Source organism: Micrococcus sp. SL257 (assembly GCF_026625585.1).
Lineage (GTDB): Bacteria > Actinomycetota > Actinomycetes > Actinomycetales > Micrococcaceae > Micrococcus > Micrococcus luteus.
In genome coordinates this window covers 559,373-575,166 of sequence record NZ_CP113053.1, presented here as the reverse complement: position 1 = coordinate 575,166, position 15,794 = coordinate 559,373, and the positions used below count along the sequence as shown (strand labels likewise).

The 15,794-nt window shown below is 74.9% G+C and carries 13 protein-coding genes; 1 reads left to right on the top strand and 12 read right to left on the bottom strand.

Annotation, left to right across the window (positions count from 1 at the left end; translation table 11 throughout):
* Window positions 1-23 precede the first annotated feature (23 nt).
* From OVA32_RS02720 to OVA32_RS02710, 3 genes are all read right to left on the bottom strand, one after another.
* Window positions 24-1,451, bottom strand: a complete 1,428-nt coding sequence (locus OVA32_RS02720) for a PQQ-binding-like beta-propeller repeat protein (RefSeq protein WP_041103386.1) — start codon at window positions 1,449-1,451, stop codon at window positions 24-26.
* A gap of 244 nt (window positions 1,452-1,695) precedes the next feature.
* Entirely contained in the window at window positions 1,696-2,964 is a 1,269-nt protein-coding gene (locus OVA32_RS02715; RefSeq protein ID WP_041103388.1) for an aminotransferase class I/II-fold pyridoxal phosphate-dependent enzyme, read from the bottom strand.
* Window positions 2,965-3,120: 156 nt separating this feature from the next.
* The gene (locus OVA32_RS02710; RefSeq protein WP_036384356.1) at window positions 3,121-6,552 is read right to left on the bottom strand and encodes a DEAD/DEAH box helicase; all 3,432 of its coding nucleotides are present in this window, start codon (window positions 6,550-6,552) and stop codon (window positions 3,121-3,123) included.
* Between the two features lie 134 nt (window positions 6,553-6,686).
* Here OVA32_RS02710 and OVA32_RS02705 point away from each other — a divergent pair, with 134 nt between their 5' ends.
* Window positions 6,687-8,372 carry an SDR family oxidoreductase gene (locus OVA32_RS02705; protein ID WP_044659278.1) on the top strand — a complete coding sequence of 562 codons (1,686 nt, stop codon included), beginning with the start codon at window positions 6,687-6,689 and terminating at the stop codon, window positions 8,370-8,372.
* On the opposite strand, the gene crtX is transcribed toward OVA32_RS02705, so the two are convergent.
* The 9 genes from crtX to OVA32_RS02660 all read right to left on the bottom strand — a co-directional run bounded on the left by crtX (window position 8,357) and on the right by OVA32_RS02660 (window position 15,672).
* Window positions 8,357-9,148: a C50 carotenoid glucosyltransferase CrtX gene (gene crtX, locus OVA32_RS02700; RefSeq protein WP_036384352.1), complete on the bottom strand. Its 792-nt coding sequence runs from the start codon at window positions 9,146-9,148 to the stop codon at window positions 8,357-8,359. The genes OVA32_RS02705 and crtX overlap by 16 nt on opposite strands.
* Window positions 9,145-9,696 (bottom strand): hypothetical protein, encoded by a 552-nt coding sequence (locus OVA32_RS02695; RefSeq protein WP_180949560.1) that lies wholly within the window; start codon window positions 9,694-9,696, stop codon window positions 9,145-9,147. The genes crtX and OVA32_RS02695 overlap by 4 nt, the downstream gene beginning before the upstream one ends.
* A gap of 1 nt (window position 9,697) precedes the next feature.
* Window positions 9,698-10,054 (bottom strand): C50 carotenoid gamma-cyclase subunit beta CrtYh, encoded by a 357-nt coding sequence (gene crtYh / locus OVA32_RS02690; RefSeq protein WP_036384348.1) that lies wholly within the window; start codon window positions 10,052-10,054, stop codon window positions 9,698-9,700.
* Window positions 10,051-10,440, bottom strand: a complete 390-nt coding sequence (gene crtYg / locus OVA32_RS02685) for a C50 carotenoid gamma-cyclase subunit alpha CrtYg (protein WP_036314902.1) — start codon at window positions 10,438-10,440, stop codon at window positions 10,051-10,053. The genes crtYh and crtYg overlap by 4 nt, the downstream gene beginning before the upstream one ends.
* The gene (locus tag OVA32_RS02680; RefSeq protein ID WP_036384345.1) at window positions 10,410-11,294 is read right to left on the bottom strand and encodes a prenyltransferase; all 885 of its coding nucleotides are present in this window, start codon (window positions 11,292-11,294) and stop codon (window positions 10,410-10,412) included. Before OVA32_RS02680 ends, crtYg begins: the two co-directional genes overlap by 31 nt.
* Window positions 11,291-12,991 (bottom strand): phytoene desaturase family protein, encoded by a 1,701-nt coding sequence (gene crtI / locus OVA32_RS02675; RefSeq protein WP_101966188.1) that lies wholly within the window; start codon window positions 12,989-12,991, stop codon window positions 11,291-11,293. Before crtI ends, OVA32_RS02680 begins: the two co-directional genes overlap by 4 nt.
* Window positions 12,988-13,884: a phytoene/squalene synthase family protein gene (locus tag OVA32_RS02670; protein WP_063189943.1), complete on the bottom strand. Its 897-nt coding sequence runs from the start codon at window positions 13,882-13,884 to the stop codon at window positions 12,988-12,990. Before OVA32_RS02670 ends, crtI begins: the two co-directional genes overlap by 4 nt.
* A gap of 1 nt (window position 13,885) precedes the next feature.
* Window positions 13,886-14,962, bottom strand: a complete 1,077-nt coding sequence (locus tag OVA32_RS02665; protein ID WP_267715090.1) for a polyprenyl synthetase family protein — start codon at window positions 14,960-14,962, stop codon at window positions 13,886-13,888.
* A 161-nt stretch (window positions 14,963-15,123) separates the two neighbouring features.
* A complete protein-coding gene (locus OVA32_RS02660; protein WP_020626537.1) occupies window positions 15,124-15,672 on the bottom strand; it encodes a hypothetical protein in 549 nt (182 codons plus the stop codon).
* Window positions 15,673-15,794 lie beyond the last annotated feature (122 nt).

Below are 15,794 nucleotides of genomic sequence, written 5' to 3'. Positions count from 1 at the left end.
CCCCGCCGCCATGTCCGGCCCGATCAGTGGTCGTGGTCGTCGTGGTCCTCGTCACCGTGCGCGCCCTCCTCGGGCTTCACGGACTCCGGCTGGCCGGTGACCACGGCCATCTCGACCGGGGCGAACTCCAGGTCCTTCTCCAGGACGGTCTCACCGGTCTCCAGGTCCACGGCCACGAGCCTCCGGTTCTCCGCGTCCGTCACGTAGGCGGTGTTCCCGGCGACCTTCAGGATCGGACCGGGCTCCTGCCACTCGTCCTTCTCCTTCCACGGCTCGATCACCGGGTACTCGGCGGTGACCTCACCGGTCTCCTCGTCGATCACGGTGACCTCGCCGTCGTAGGTCAGCACGACCGCGGAGCCGTCCTCAGCGCGGCCGAGCGAGCGGAACCAGTAGGACGAGCCGAGGTCCACGGTGGTGAGCTCATCGGTGCGGGTGTCGATGAGGGCGATCCCCGTGGGCCGCTCGACGGCTTCCTTCGGCTCCTCCTCGACCTTGTGATCACCCAGGACGATGGGTGAGTCATGCAACCCGAACAGGTTCCCGGAGCGCTGGTACTCGGTCTCGACCTCCACCTTGTGGAACTCGCCGTCCCGGTACACGACGGGCCCGTTCTCGCAGCCCATCACGACGACGTCGCCCGCCTCCGTCGGCTGGGCCGCGGCCTCGCCGTGGCTGCCGGGGCAGTCGTCGGTCTCGGCCGTGACCTCGCCGGTCTTCGGGTCGATCACCTGGAGCGTGTTCCGGGAGTCCTCGGTGCCCTGCGTGGTGAAGAGGGTGCCGTCGGAGAGCTCGAGCGCCACGCCGTGGTGCGGGTCCTCGGTCTCGGCCTCCGTCATGACGGGCATGAGGTCCGGGGTCGCCTTGTCCAGGTGGGTCGAGTCGAAGGTGCGGATCGCGCCCGTGCCGTCCGCGAAGAGGGTGGTCTTGCCGTTGTGGGTGACGACGTGGCCGGGATGCTCACCCGGGAACGTTACGCCGGTCATGCCGGGCGCGGACTCGTAGTTGTGGAAGTGATCGCCGTGGGCCTTGGCCTGGATGCCGGTGGAGAACACCTCCCAGCCCTTCCCGGTGGTCACCAGGACGTCCTTGCCGTTGCCGGCGTTGCTCAGCCGCTTGAAGCCCGTGATGTCCTGCTCCTTCACCACCTCACCGGACTCGGCGTCGAGCAGCGTGAGCCCGTCCTCGTGCGAGAGCAGGATGCGCGGCGTCACCGCGGAGACCTCGGTGGTCTGGGTCGGGTCGACGCGGTCCTCCGCGGAGACGGAGGAGGCCGCCGTCGCCTCACCCGCCGGCGACTCGGAGCCGCCCGCGGCGGAGGCGGGTGCCGACGTCGGGCCGGACGGGTCGGCGTCCGCGCCGCACGCCGTCAGTGCGATGGCCGCGGCGGCGAGGGTGGCGGAGAAGGTGGCGGTGCGCGTGGAACGGCGCTGCGGGGCGAAGTGGGACACGGGGAGCCTTTCACGAGGGCGAGAAGATGCGACTGATTCACAATAAGAACTGTTGCGGATGGTTCGCAATACTGCGGTGGACCCCGCCCCGGCATCTCGGCGGCGCCGACGGCGCGCCCCCGTCGCGGGAACCGGCACGTGACGCCCTCGACGCGGCGACCGGGCCGTCAACGGCACGCCGCTCGGGCGCCACTACCGGCTGGGCGGCTGAGGCGTCGGGCGGTGCGGCGCGCGGCGGAGCCCGTCAGGCCAGGCCGCGCGCCGCATGCCAGGCGGCGATCCGCTCGAGCGCCTCGTGGACGGCGTCCGGGCCGGCGGCGAAGGAGAGCCGGACGGACTCGGGCCCGTGGACGGCGTCGAAGTCGTCGCCGGGGGTCAGCGCGACGCCGGCCTCCTCCAGCAGGGCGGCGCAGTAGCCGACGGCGCTGCCGAACTCCGCCAGCATGCCCGGGGCGAGACGGGCCCAGAGGTAGAAGGCGCCGTCGGCGGGGGCGGCGTCGGCCCAGCCGAGCCGGGGCAGGGCGGCCAGCACGACGCCGCGCGTCGCCGTGAAGCCGCCGGCCTGCTCGGCACAGAACGCGTAGGACTCCTCGCTGAACGCGTGGACGGCCGCCTCCTGGGCCGCGGCGGGCGGGCAGAGGGCGACCGAGCCGGCGAGGCCGTCGACCGCGGCGGCGAGGTCGTCCGGCATGAGCATCCAGCCCAGCCGCCAGCCGGGCATGCCCCAGTACTTGGAGAACGAGCTGACCACGAGCGCGGTGCGGGAGGTGCGCCATGCGCAGGCGCCGAGCCCCTCCCCGTCCGTGTGCACGATGCCGTGGTAGATCTCGTCCGAGACGAGCCGCACACCGCGTTCCTCGCACCAGCGGGCGAGTTCGGCGAGCTCGGCGGCGCTGACCATCGTGCCCGTGGGATTGGCCGGGGAGGCGAGCACGAGCCCCGCGACCGGGCCCTCCGCGAGCGCCGCCTCCAGGTGGGCGACCGTGGGCTGGTAGCGGGTGCCGGCGTCGACGTCCACGTCCACCACCTCCACCCCGAGCGCCGTGAGGATGTTGCGGTACGCCGGATAGCCGGGGCGCGGCAGGAGCACGCGGTCCCCCGGGGGGAACGCCGCGAGGAAGCCGAGCATGAACGCCCCCGAGGAGCCCGTGGTGATCGCGACCTGCTCGGGGCGCACGTCGAGCCCGTACCAGCGGCGGTAGTGGCCGGCGACGGCGGCCCGCAGCTCCGGCAGGCCCAGCGCCGGGGTGTAGGTGAGGGCACGGCCGGAGGCGTGGACGGCGGCGGCCGCGGCGTCGACGGCGGGCGGGGCGCCCCCGCCCGGCTCCCCCGCGCACAGGCTGACGACGTCGTGGCCGGCGGCACGGAGTTCGGCGACCCGGCCGAGGATGCTCATCACCGTGAACGGTGGCACCTGAGACCGGGCGGACGGCGCGAAGGCGGGGGTGGCGGTGGGGGCAGGGGCGGCGGTGCTGGCGGGGTCGGCGGTGCTGGAACGGGACGGGCGACGCATGGCCCGAGGCTACCCCCCGCTTTCGTTCGGGAAACGGCGCCCCGGGGACGACTTTCGTTGACGAAACGGGCGGGCGGGCCGCCGTTTCCCGAACGAAAACGTCGCGACACGCCGCCGTTTCCCGAACGAAAACGTCCGGTACGCCTCGCGCGGCCCTCACTCCTCGGCGCCGAGCATCTCCCGGATGTCCTCGGCGGTGAGGGAGTCGGTGAAGGCGCCGGCGCCGGAGTCGTCGGACTCGTCCATGAGCGCGCCGAACAGCTCGGCCTTGCGCCGCTGCAGCTCGAGCACCTTCTCCTCGATCGTCCCCTCGGACACGAGCCGGTAGACCATCACGGTCCGCTCCTGCCCGATCCGGTGCGCCCGGTCCACGGCCTGCGCCTCCGCGGCGGGGTTCCACCACGGATCCATGAGGAACACGTAGTCCGCCTCGGTCAGGGTCAGGCCGAAGCCACCCGCCTTCAGGGAGATCAGGAACACCGGCGCCTCGCCCTCACGGAAGCCACGGATCACCTCGGCGCGCCCGCGCGTGGAGCCGTCGAGGTACGCGTGCTCGATCTCCAGGTGGTCCAGCTCCTCGGCGATCACCCGCAGGAAGCTCGTGAACTGGCTGAACACGATCACGCGGTGCCCCTCGCCGATCACCTCGGTGAGGTCGTCGAGGAACCGCTCGAGCTTCGAGCTGGGCACGGAGGCGTACTGGTCGTCGACGATCTGCGGCGCCAGCGCGAGCATCCGCAGCAGCGTGAGCGACGTGAAGATGGTGAACCGGTTGCCGTCCATGTCCCCGAGCAGGCCCAACACCTTGCGGCGCTCGCGCTGGAGCACGCGGTCGTAGAGCTTGCGGTGGGCCGGCTCGAGCTCCACCTGGAGGATCTGCTCCTGCTTGGACGGCAGGTCCTTCGCCACGAGCTCCTTGGAGCGGCGCAGCATGAACGGGCGCACGCGGCGGCGCAGGGCCGCCATCCGCTCGGGGTCCCCCCCGGTCTCGATGGGGGTCACGTAGGTCTCGCGGAACCGGCGGTGGCTCGGGAACAGGCCCGGCACGACGACGCCCAGCAGCGCCCACAGGTCGCTGAGGGAGTTCTCCATCGGCGTGCCGGTGATGGCCAGCCGGAAGGGGGCGCGCAGGTCGCGGGCCACCGTGTGCACCTTCGCGGCGCGGTTCTTCAGGAACTGTGCCTCGTCGAAGACCACCCCGCCCCAGTCGAGTCCGCCGTACTGGCCGGCGTCGATCCTCAGGAGCGTGTAGCTGGTGACCACCACGTCCGCCCCCGCCACCTCGTCCGCCACGGCGGTGCCGCGCTTGCGGGTGGTGGTGTCCAGGACGCGCACGTCGAGGTCCGGGGTGAACTTCTCGGCCTCGGCCGCCCACACGGACACCACGGAGCTCGGCGCGACCACGAGGAACGGCGGCCGCTCGGGCCGGGCCTGGCGCGCGTGGGCGAAGAGCGCGAGGGTCTGGACGGTCTTGCCCAGGCCCATGTCGTCGGCCAGGATCCCGCCGAGGTCCTGCTCCCACAGGAACGCGAGCCAGCGCAGGCCCTCCTCCTGGTAGGGGCGCAGGTCGGCCTTCAGGCCGGCGGGGCGCGGGGCCTCGGGGAGGCGCTCGACGGCGGCCAGACGCCCGACGGCGGCGGTCCACTCCGGGTCCTCGTCCACCTCGTCCGCGAGCTCCTTGAGGTCCTCCCAGAAGCCGACCTGGTGCCGTGAGACGGGGGTGTGCTCCGGGGTCCACTCCTGCAGGGTGGCGGCCTCGGAGAGCAGGGCGCGCAACCGGTCGAAGGCGGGGTGGTCGAGGCCCAGGTAGGAGCCGTCCGCGAGGATCAGCGTGGTCCTGCCCTGCACGAGCGCGGTGAACAGCTCCACGAACGGCAGCACGTGCCCGTCCACGGAGACCTGCACGCCGAGGTCGAACCAGTCGTTCTGCGTGGCCTTCGTGCCGACCTCGATGCGCGGGGCGGCCTTCAGCTCGCGGTAGTCGGGGCGGTCGCCGGTGACGTCCACGCGCACGTGGTCCGCGCGCTGCAGCAGCGGCAGCACCTGCTCGGAGAACCGGGCGGCGCCCACGCCCTCGAGGACCTGCTCCTCCGCACGGCCGGCGCGCGGCCAGAGCTCGGCCACGGCGCGCAGCACCGCGTCCTCGTGCCGGGTGTCCCGCAGGGGGTCGCCGCCGGCGTCGAGGCCGAGTTCGCGGGGCGGGTCGAAGTAGAGCCAGGACCAGCGCAGCACGAGCTCGTGGCCGGGTCGGAAGTCGGCGCGCAGCCGCAGCACGGGCGGCTCGAACTCGGGCAGCTCCACGGAGGCGTCGCCGCTGGTCACGGGCAGGGCGCCACGCAGCCGCGGGTAGATCCGGCCGAGGAACTCCTCGCGGTCCGCGGCGGGCACGCGCACGGGCCCGCCGGCGAGCACGAGCTGCTGCACGGCCTCGGGGACGGGGCGTGCGGCGGGGATCAGGTGGAGCACGGCCTCCTCGTCCGTGAGCTCCACGCGGTAGAAGCCGATGCCGCCCACGGCGTGCACACCGCTCAGCCCGGGGACGGGCGGGGCCGGGTCGAGGGCCGGGGCCACGTCCAGGCCGCCGTCGGGGGCGCCGGTGACGTCCAGCCCGACGGCGGCGGGCGCCTCCAGCACCACGTCCGTCAGCAGCCCCAGCGGCACGAGCTCCACCCCGACCTCGCGGGCCTCCGCGAGCAGCTGCCAGATCCGCGGGGAGTCGAAGACGTGCAGACCGAACCAGGCGTCGCCCGGGTAGGAGTCCTCGGCCTGGACCTGACGCCAGATCAGGCGCATCGCCCGCTCCTGGGCGGGGGCGAACTCGGCGCGCGGGAACTGGAACGCCTTCCACGTCAGCCCGCCCTTGATCCACGTCCCCTTGGCCCCGCGCTTGAGCGGGCGCACGGTCACGTACAGCGGGCGGCCCTCGCGCACCTGCTCCTCCCCGGCCGTCGCCGGGCCCCACTGCTGGAACGCGTTGCGGGAGGACTCGGCCACGAGCTCCACGCCGATCGCCAGCGCGGGCGGCGTGCCCAGCCGGCGCGGACCGTCGAGCCCGGCCAGCGGCTCCATGACCCGTCGCCAGTCCAGGCCGGCAGCGGGTGGGGGCGCCGCCCCGTCCGCGGCCGGGGCGTCGAGGCCGGCCGGGCCGCCGCCGTCGTGGCCCCGGCCGGCGGGCGCGGGCAGCGCGTCCGCCGTGGTGACCATCTCGGCGAGCTTGCGGCGGGCGTCGTCGAGGGCCTGGTCGGCGTCGAGGCGGACCACCTGGTAGAGCGCGGCGGCCACGTGCTTGCAGTCCGTCCCGACCGGGCACGTGCAGCGCCCGCCCACCGGCTCCATGAGGGCGCCGGCGCCGTCCTCGGCGGCGTCGTCGTAGGCCTCCTGCAGCTGCACCTGCACCCGGTAGGGGCTGGGCGCGGTGCCCTGGACGGAGGCGCTCAGACGGCCGGTGGCGGCGTCATAGCGCAGGCGCCCCACGGCACCCGACGCGGCCACGGCGAAGCCGCGGTCCGCACTGGTGGGCCCGACGACGGCGCGGATGGCCTCGGTGCGCAGGTGCGGCAGGACGTCTCCGGAATCTGCAGTGGCCATAGCGAGCAGTCTTTCACGGACCGTGCCGGGCCCGCTCCGACCGACGCAGGTCCGGCGGCGTGCCCACTCACGGGCCCCGGGTCCGCACACCTGAGACCTTCAGCCCGACCCGCCCCGGACCCTAGAGTGCGCCCATGGCGTCCACACAGCCCTCCCCCGTCCCCGCCGGTGCCACGCCGGCGTCCCACACCTCCCCCCTCGGCCTGTCCCTGCCGGACGGCCGGGGCCGTCGCGTCCTCGTCACCGGTGCCACCGGTTACGTGGGCGGGCGCCTCATCCCCGAGCTGCTCGCCGCCGGCTTCGACGTCCGGGCCGGCGCCCGGAACCCCTCCGACCTCGCGGACCGACCGTGGTCGGACAGCATCGAGGCGGTGGAGCTCGACCTCACCGAGGCGGACCTCGTCGAAGCCGCCATGCAGGACGTGCACACCGTGCTCTACCTCGTGCACTCCATGGGCGGGGGCGGCGACTTCGTGGCCCAGGAGCAGCGGATCGCGGACATCGTGGGCACCGCCGCGGACACGGCCGGCGTGGCCCAGCTCGTCTATCTCTCCGGCCTGCACCCGGACACGGTCCCCGTCGCGGAGCTGTCCGACCACATGCGCTCCCGCGCCCTCGTGGCCGAGCGTCTCGAGCGGGCGGCGACCCCGGCACTGACGTTCGAGGCCGGGGTGATCATCGGCTCGGGCTCCACCTCGTTCGAGATGATCCGCCACCTCGCCGAGCGGCTGCCCGTGATGCCCGGCCCGTCCTGGCTGAGGAACCGGGTGGAGCCGCTGGCCATCCGCGACGTCCTGTACTACCTCCTGCAGGCCTGCGCCCTCCCGGAGCCCGTGCAGCTGCGGGCCCAGATCGGCAACGGGCACCCCCAGCCGTTCGCGAGCGTGCTGGTGGACTACGCCAAGGCCGCCGGCCTGTCCCGGCGCATCGTGATCCCCACCCCGTTGCCCTTGAAGACCCTGGCGGGCTTCTGGATCGGCATGGTGACCCCCATCCCGGTCGCGGTGGCCCTGCCCCTGGCCGCATCCCTCGCCGAGGAGGCGGTCGTGGAGGACCGCTCGGTCCGCGACCTCATCCCGGACCCGCCGGGCGGGCTGACCTCCTACATGGACGCCGTGCGGCTGGCGCTGAAGCGGGAGAAGGAGGGCCCCCTGGACGTCACCTTCGACGCGGACCTCCAGAGCTCCGCGGACCCGGCCGCCCCCCTGCCCTCGGATCCCGAGTGGGCCGGCACCACGGTCTACACGGACGAGCGCGAGCGCGAGTCCGACCTGCCCGCGCAGGAGGTGTGGCCGGTGATCGAGTCGGTGGGCGGCGCCAACGGTTGGTATTCGACCCCGCTGCTGTGGAAGATCCGCGGGCTGATGGACAAGTTGGCCGGCGGGCCCGGCCTGACCCGCGGCCGGCGGGACCCGAACCACCTGCGACGCGGCGACGCCGTGGACTGGTGGCGGGTGGAGGACGTGGAGCCGGGGCGGCGGCTGACCCTGCGGGCGGAGATGAAGGCCGGCGGGCGGGCCTGGCTGCAGCTGAGCACCGAGCCGCGGGAGGGCGGAGGCTCCGTCTACCGCCAGCGGGCGGTCTTCATGCCGGACGGCCTGCTCGGACGCGCCTACTGGACCGCCATCCTGCCCTTCCACGCCGTGGTGTTCCCGGAGATGGCCGCGAACATTCTGGCCGAGGCCAGGCGCCGGCACGACGGCGGCGAGCGTCCCCGCACCCGCGGCCTGCTGCGGCCGCTGGTGGACCGGCTGCCCCTGCGTCGCAACCCGTTGGACAGGCGAGCCCGCGGCGCCGGCGGGGCTCAGTCGCGGGACTGACCGTCGGGGCCACGCCCCCAGTGGGGCCGGGGGCGTGACCGGGCCGCCCGGCGCAGCCACCGCCGCCCGGGGGACAGCCGGGCCCAGTTGACCTGCAGGGTGGTGACCGCCATCCGGCCCTGCCGCACCCGCTGGCGCAGGGAGTGGAAGATGCGCCCGGCGACCTCCACCCGCAGGTCCGGATCGAACCGGATCCGGCGGCCGGCCAAGGCCAGCTGGAAGGACAGGTCCAGGTCATCGTGCACGTCCCCGCGCTCGCGGTGGACGCGGGTCCGCACAGCCTGCCACGCCTCGGCGCGCAGGGCGCAGTTGGAGCCCCAGACGGGGGTGGCCGCCACCGCGGCGCCCGCCCCCCAGCGGTACGCGCCGGTGTAGAGCGCCGCCCGCACCTGTCCCCGGAGGCCGGGCTGGTCGTGGAAGGTCCCCGGCCCGGTGAGGGCGTCGAGCCCGGGGTCGGCGTCGAACCGGGCCACGATCCGTTCGAGCCAGTCCGCGGGCATCCGCGTGTCGGCGTCGCAGCGCACCAGCAGCTCCCCGACCGCGGCGTCCAGGCCGGCGGCCGCCGCGGCCGGGACCCCGCGGCGCGGCTCGTGCACCACCCGCGCGCCGGCGGCGCGGGCGAGCACCGCCGAGTCGTCCACGCAGCCGTTGTCCACCACCACCACCTCCAGCGCCGGCCGGCTCTGGGCGGCCAGCAGGGCGAGGCACACGCGCAGGTGCTCGGCGTCGTCGAGCACCGGGACGACCACGGAGACCGTGGGGCGGGCCGGGGTCACCGGGTGCGCTCCCGGCGCACGGCGAGGGCGGCGCCGATCCCGGCGCCGACGAGATCGGCGGCGAGGTCGCCGATGGTGTCCGTGTAGCCCACACCGATCTCGGGGGTCACCGCCGTGTGCCCCCACCATTCGGCCAGCTCCCACACCACGCCCAGGGCCACGGCGGCGGCCGCGATCCCCAGCCCGGCCAGGCCCGGGCCGAGCAGCGCCACGGTCTGCCCGGCCTCGGTCCCCCGACGCCGGAGCCATGCCCCCACCACCAGTGCCGTCAGGCAGGCGACCACGGCGGAGGCGGCGGCGTGCACGAGCAGGTCCAGCCACGGCACCCGTGGGTAGAGGCCGATGACGCTCAGCCACCCGGCCAGCAGCAGGACCGCCTGCGCGGCCCAGTCCAGGGCACCGCCCGGGGCGAGCCAGCGGGTGAGCCACTGGGAGCCGAACACGAGCAGCATCGCCGCCGCGGACGGCCATCCGGCGTGCACCGCCGCGACCGGGACGAGGATCAGGCCGAGCGCGCGCAGCAGGTCTGCGGGGATCAGCGGCAGCATGTCAGCGATCGTCCGGGTGGGGGCGGCGTCCCGGCCGAGGGCCGCGCCGACCGGCACGACCACGGCTCGTCAGCAGCAGCCAGAGCGCCGGCAGCAGCAGGGCGGAGCCGAGCGGGTAGGCGAAGTCCTCCACGGGCGCCTGGCCCACGTAGGCACCCACCAGCAGCTCACGGCCGTAGTCGAAGAGCCCCGCGGCGATCATCACGTTGTCGAAGACCGCCGTGAGGGCCCACAGGGCCACCAGGGTGGCCGCCACGGCCCGCAGGTGCTCGCCCCGCACGCGGCCGACGAGGGCGGCGCCCACGAGCACGGCCAGGGCGAAGCCCACGAAGACGAGGACGAGGTCGAGGAAGGTCACCGGCTGCCCCCGTCGGTCGGATCGGCCGGCGTCGCGGCACGGGCGTCACCTCGCCGGCCGCGCAGCAGGCGCAGCGCCCCGGTGAACAGCACCATCGTGATCTGGCTGAGGAAGAGCAGGAAGAACCCCTCCTCCAGGGGCAGCTGGGGGGCGAGCATCACCCCGGTCATGTAGGGCGACTGCCGGTGCAGGAACACGCCTTCGGCGATCCCCCACAGGTCCCAGGCGAAGAAGTAGGCCACCCCGGCGGCCAGCACCAGCAGCGCCGGGAGCGGGCGATGCCACAGGAACAGCTCGAAGCGCCGGTCCACCAGCAGCATGCAGCCGATGACACCCAGCAGGGCCAGCAGGTAGATCATGCCGCCGCCCCCCGGGTCAGCGCCCACCCGATCAGCAGCAGGGTCACGAGGAAGCCGGTCACGTAGTTCAGGGGGAGGAACAGCTGCCAGCCGCGGTGGGCCGCGCCCGAGGTGGCGTCCGTGACGCGGCGGAAGCGCAGGGTGTTCACCACGTAGGGCACGGCCAGCAGCGCCGCAAGCGGGCCCGGCGGGTCGGTGGCCAGCAGCAGCAGGCCCGCCGCCGCGTACAGGCCGGCGGCGAGCAGGACGGTGCGCCGAGCGCCCAGCACGGTGGCCACCGAGGCCAGGCCCCCCTCCCGGTCCGGCACCACGTCCTGCACCGCCCCGAACATCTGCGAGGCCATGCCCCACAGGAAGAACGCCCCCAGCAGCGCCGCCAGGGCGGGCGTGGGGGTCGCCCCGGCGAGCACGAGGCCGTAGACCGCGGGGGAGACGAAGTGGGTGGCGGAGGTCGCGGCGTCCAGGAAGGGCCGCTCCTTGAACCGCAGCCCCGCCCAGGAGTACGCCACCACCGCGAACAGGCTCACCGCCAGCACCAGCACGGCGGCCCACTCGCCCCGCACGGCGGACCAGCCCGCGAGCACGGCCACGAACGGCACGGGCAGCAGCACCGACCACGCCAGCACCCGGCGGCGCACCGCGGGGTCGCCCAGCACGGAGCCCTCCACGCCCCCCTTGCGGGGGTTGCGCAGGTCCGAGGCGAAATCGAACACGTCATTGATGCCGTACATGGCCAGGTTGTAGGGCACGAGGAAGAACACGACGCCCAGGACCACCAGCCACGCGGGCAGCCCCCCGGTCAGGATCGCGGCGGCGGCGAACGGGTAGGCCGTGTTCACCCAGCTGACCGGCCGGGACGCCCAGAAGAGGGTGCGGATCATGCGCCGCTCCCCCCGGGGCCCGCGGGCCGGGCCCTGCGCGCGTCGTGGCGCAGTTCGTCCCGGACCACTTCGGCGGAGATCAGGCACATGGGCACCCCGATGCCCGGGCGCACCGAGGAGCCCGCGTACATCAGGCCGGCCACGTCCGCGTCCCGCACCGAGGGACGGAACATGGCCGACTGCGCCAGCGTGTGCCCGGGGCCCAGCAGCGAACCCCGCCAGGCGTGCACGTCCGCGGCGAAGTCACCGGGCCCGTAGGTGCGCCGCACCACGATGCGCTCGGCCAGGTCCGGGATCCCGGCCCAGCGGGCCAGCTGGTCGAGGGCCCGGTCCGCCACGGCCTCCACCTGGGCGTCCCCGGCGCGGTCCACCCGCCAGCCCTCGCCGTCACGGACCCGGATGCCGCCGCGCCCCCACCCCGGCTCGGCGGGGGCCGGGACGAGGATGAAGAGGTTCTCGTCGCCCTCCGGGGCCACGCCCGGGTCCGTGGCGGAGGTGCGCGAGACGTAGATCGACGTGTCCGCGGCGAGGTCCTCTCCCCGCTCGATGCGCCCGAAGTTGTCCTCCCAGTCCGCCGTGAACAGCAGGGTGTGATGGGCCAGCTGGGGCAGGGATCCGCGCACCCCCACGCACACGAGCACGCCGGAGGGGCCGGGGTCGCGCCGGTCCCACGTGGACTCCGCGACGCGCCGGCCGGGAGGCAGCAGACGGGTCTGCACGTGGTGCAGGTCCGCGGCGGCCACCACCACATCGGCGTCGAGGCGTCCCGCGGCGCCGTCGTCGGACCGCCAGGCGACGCCGGTCACCTGGCCCGGGCGGCGACGTCGGCCCTCGTCCCCGCGGGCTGCTCCCGGCCTGGGCAGGCGGGCGGCCAGGCGTCCGAGGCGGCCGGCGGGGGCGGGACGGTCCACCACCTCGACGGCGGTCGCCTCGACCCCGGTGCGGATCTCCACGCCGGCCTCGCGCACGACCTCCGCCATGGCGTCCACGAGGGCCGCGAACCCGCCGAGGGGGTACTGCACGCCGTCGGCGAGGTCCAGATGGGACATCAGGTGGTACATGGCGGGGGCACGGTCGGGGGACGTGCCGAGGAAGACCGCCGGGTAGCCCAGGATCTGGCGCAGCCGGGGATCCTGGAAGCGGGCCGCCACGTGGGAGCGCAGGCCCCCCAGCAGCTGGGGCCCGAGGGCCGGCAGGGCGCGCAGGACGTCCGGGTGGGCCAGGGCGGCCGGCCGGCGGAAGTCCGTGTAGAGGAAGTGCTCCTTGGCGAGCCCGTAGATCCGGGACGCGGAGTCGAGGTAGGCCCGCAGCCGGCGCCCGGCGCCGGGCTCGAGGGACTCGAACAGCGTCTCCGCGTGGCCGGTGCGCACGTCCACGGGGGGCTCGTGGAGGTGCCCCTCGAAGTACACCCGGTAGCCGGGGTCCAGACGGCGCAGGTCCAGCCGTTCGGCGGCGGAGGTCCCCATGAGGCGGAACCAGCGGTCGATCACCTCGGGCATCAGGTACCAGGAGGGCCCGGTATCGAAGGTGAACCCCGCCTCAGACCAGCGTCCGGCACGGCCGCCCAAGACGGCGCCGCGCTCCAGCAGCGTCACCCGGTGCCCGTCGCGGGCCAACAGGCCCGCCGTGGCCAGTCCGGCGAACCCGCCGCCCACCACCACGGTGCGCGGGCCGAGAGCGGTGTCCCGGGCGCTCATCGGCGGCCTCCCCGGCGGCCCCGTGCCAGGACGCGGGCGGCGATCCGGGCCTTCTGATGGTCCGGCACCCGGACACGGCGGTGGGCCAGCTCGGCCGCCGGGGTCGCCTCGATCCGGTCCACCAGGGCCGCGAACAGTCCGTGCGCCAGGGCCACGGCGCGCCCGGCCCCGGGGTCCAGGACACGGATGCCGGGCAGGGCGGCGTCGAGGTCGGCGCGGACCTCGGCCACGAGCTCGGCCTTGCGGGCCTCGGTGAGCACGCCCGGTGCGGCACCGGGCAGGTAGGTGCGGCCCAGCTCGTGGTGGTCCGCGGCCAGGTCCCTGAGGAAGTTGACCTTCTGGAACGCCGCCCCCAGCCGGGAGGCCTGCGCGCGCAGCTCCTGCCGCTGGCCCGGGGTCCGGGCCCGCGTGCCGGGGAGGGAGAGGAAGACCTGCAGGCACATCAGCCCCACCACCTCGGCCGAGCCGTGGATGTAGGCGTCCAGCGACTCGGCGCCGTGCTCGCGGATCCCCAGGTCCGCGCGCATGGAGGCGAAGAAGGGACGGGTCAGCTCCGGGGTGATGCCGTGGCGACGGGCCACGTCGGCGAAGGCGTGCAGGACCGGGTCGGTGGCGAAGCCCGACGCCATCGCGGCCTCACACGCCCGCTCGTAGTCGTCCAGGGCGGCGCGGACCCCGGCCTCGTCGAGCCCGGCGGCCACCGCGACGCCGTCGACCACCTCGTCGGCGACGCGGACCATGGCGTAGATCGTGGCCACGTCCTGGCGTGCCTGCCGGGGCAGGGTGCGGCAGGCCCAGGAGAAGGACGTGGAGTAGCGGCGGATCACCTGGGCCGCTGCGGCGTGGGCCGTCCGCGTGTACAGCGCGGCAGGGCTCGGGGTGGGCGCGGCCATCTCAGGACCTCCGGGTCAGCACGGCGTGGCAGGCGTCGGCGAACTCCGCCCGGACCGTCTCGTCCAGGGGCAGGGCCGCGATGCGCTCGCGGGCGCGGACGGTGAGCTCGGCGGCGACGTCGAGGGCGTGCTCCCGGGCACCGGCCGCCTCGAGGGCGCGGCGGGCGGCCTCGATGTCCGCGGGGGTGGCCGGGCCCGCGTCGAGCAGGGCGCGGACGGCGGGGATGCGGCGGCCGTGGGCGGTGAGCACGGTGGCCTTGCCCTCGCGCAGGTCGCCGTCGGCGGACTTGCCGGTCTCCCCGGGATCGCCGAACACGCCGAGGACGTCGTCGATCACCTGGTAGGCGGCGCCGAGGTCGGCGCCGGCCTCGCCCATCGCCCGGGCGAGGTCGGGATCCGCCCCGGCCAGGAGGGCGCCGGCGCGCAGGGGCGCGCCGACCGTGTAGTGCGCCGTCTTGAGCCGTTGCATGGCGAGGATGCGGTCGGGATCGGGCTCCTCACCGGTGTGGCGGGACAGCCCCAGGAGCACGTCTTCGAGCTCGCCGGCCGCGGTCACGGCGGCGGCGTCGAAGACGACGGCGGCGGCCTCGGCGGCCCGGGCGGTGTCGGCGGCACAGGTGGCGGCGAGCCGGAACGCCTGGGTGAGCAGGACGTCCCCCGCGATGAGGGCGACGGCGACCCCGGCGTGGGCGGCGTCCGCGGCGGGCACCCCGCGGGCCTCGAGGCGGTGCCGGGCGGAGGCGTGCACGGCGGGCTGGCCGCGCCGCAGCACGTCCCGATCGATGACGTCGTCGTGGACGAGCAGCGCGGTGTGCAGCAGTTCGAAGGCGGCCCCGAGTCGGTCGACGGCAGCGCGGCCGGACGGAGGGACCGGGTCGGCGGTCGCCAGGCGCCAGCCGAGCTCGACGAGACGGGGGCGGATGAGCTTGCCGGCGCCCACATGGACGTGGAGCGAGTCGAGCAGCTCGGCGAAGGCGGCGGATCCGGGTGCCTGGGCCGTGGCATGTCGGAGCGCGGCGTCCAGCTCGGCGGTCACCCCGGAGAGCGCGGCCTCGCCGCCCGTCCTCGCTTCACCCATGGCGCCTCCTCGGTGGCGGACACGACGCGGCACCGACCGCCGCATCTGTTCGACCGTCTAACTTCTGGACGCAGAAGACACTACGGGCCTCGCCGGTCCCGCGTCCATGCGCGGCGGTCCCGGGCGGCGCGATCTCACGACGCACGGGGCCGCCGTCGGGATCAGGCGTCGGCGGACGCCGTCTCCAGGGTGATCTCCGGGTCCACGATCTGACCCTCCCACTCACCGGAGACCCCGTACACGACGCAGTGCTTCTCGTCGGTGCCGTAGTTGCCCAGCTCGGAGGAGGTCAGGACGGCCCCGTTCAGCTGGTCCTCCTTCTCCTCGCTCAGGCGCTGGGCCTGGGCGGTGCAGGTCTGGGCGGCGGCCGGGTCGGCCTCCTCGCCCTCGGCCACGGCCGGCACGGCCCACAGGTACTCCGCGGTGTGGGCGCCCTCGCAGTCGGTGGTCTCGAAGGAGGACAGGTCACGGGCGCCGAGCGGGGCGGTGAAGCACGTGCCGGCCTCGTAGTCGGCCGGGGCCGCGGACAGCGACGACGCCGAGGCGGACGACGACTCCGCACCCTGCGCGGACGCGGAGGCGGGCGCCGTCGTCGAGGCGGACGCGTCGGCGTCGGACGAGTCCTGACCGCCGCACGCGGTGAGGGCCAGCAGCGCGGCAGCGGACAGGCCGGCAAGACGGGCGGAACGGGACAGGGCGGCGAAGGCCATGGGGGTGCTCTCCTCGAGTGACGTGGGACGCGCCGGGGTGTGGCGCCGACCTCAGCACTCTAGCCACGCCCGGCCATCAGGATCGGGCCGGGGTGACATGGCCCACATCTGATGGGCGGCCC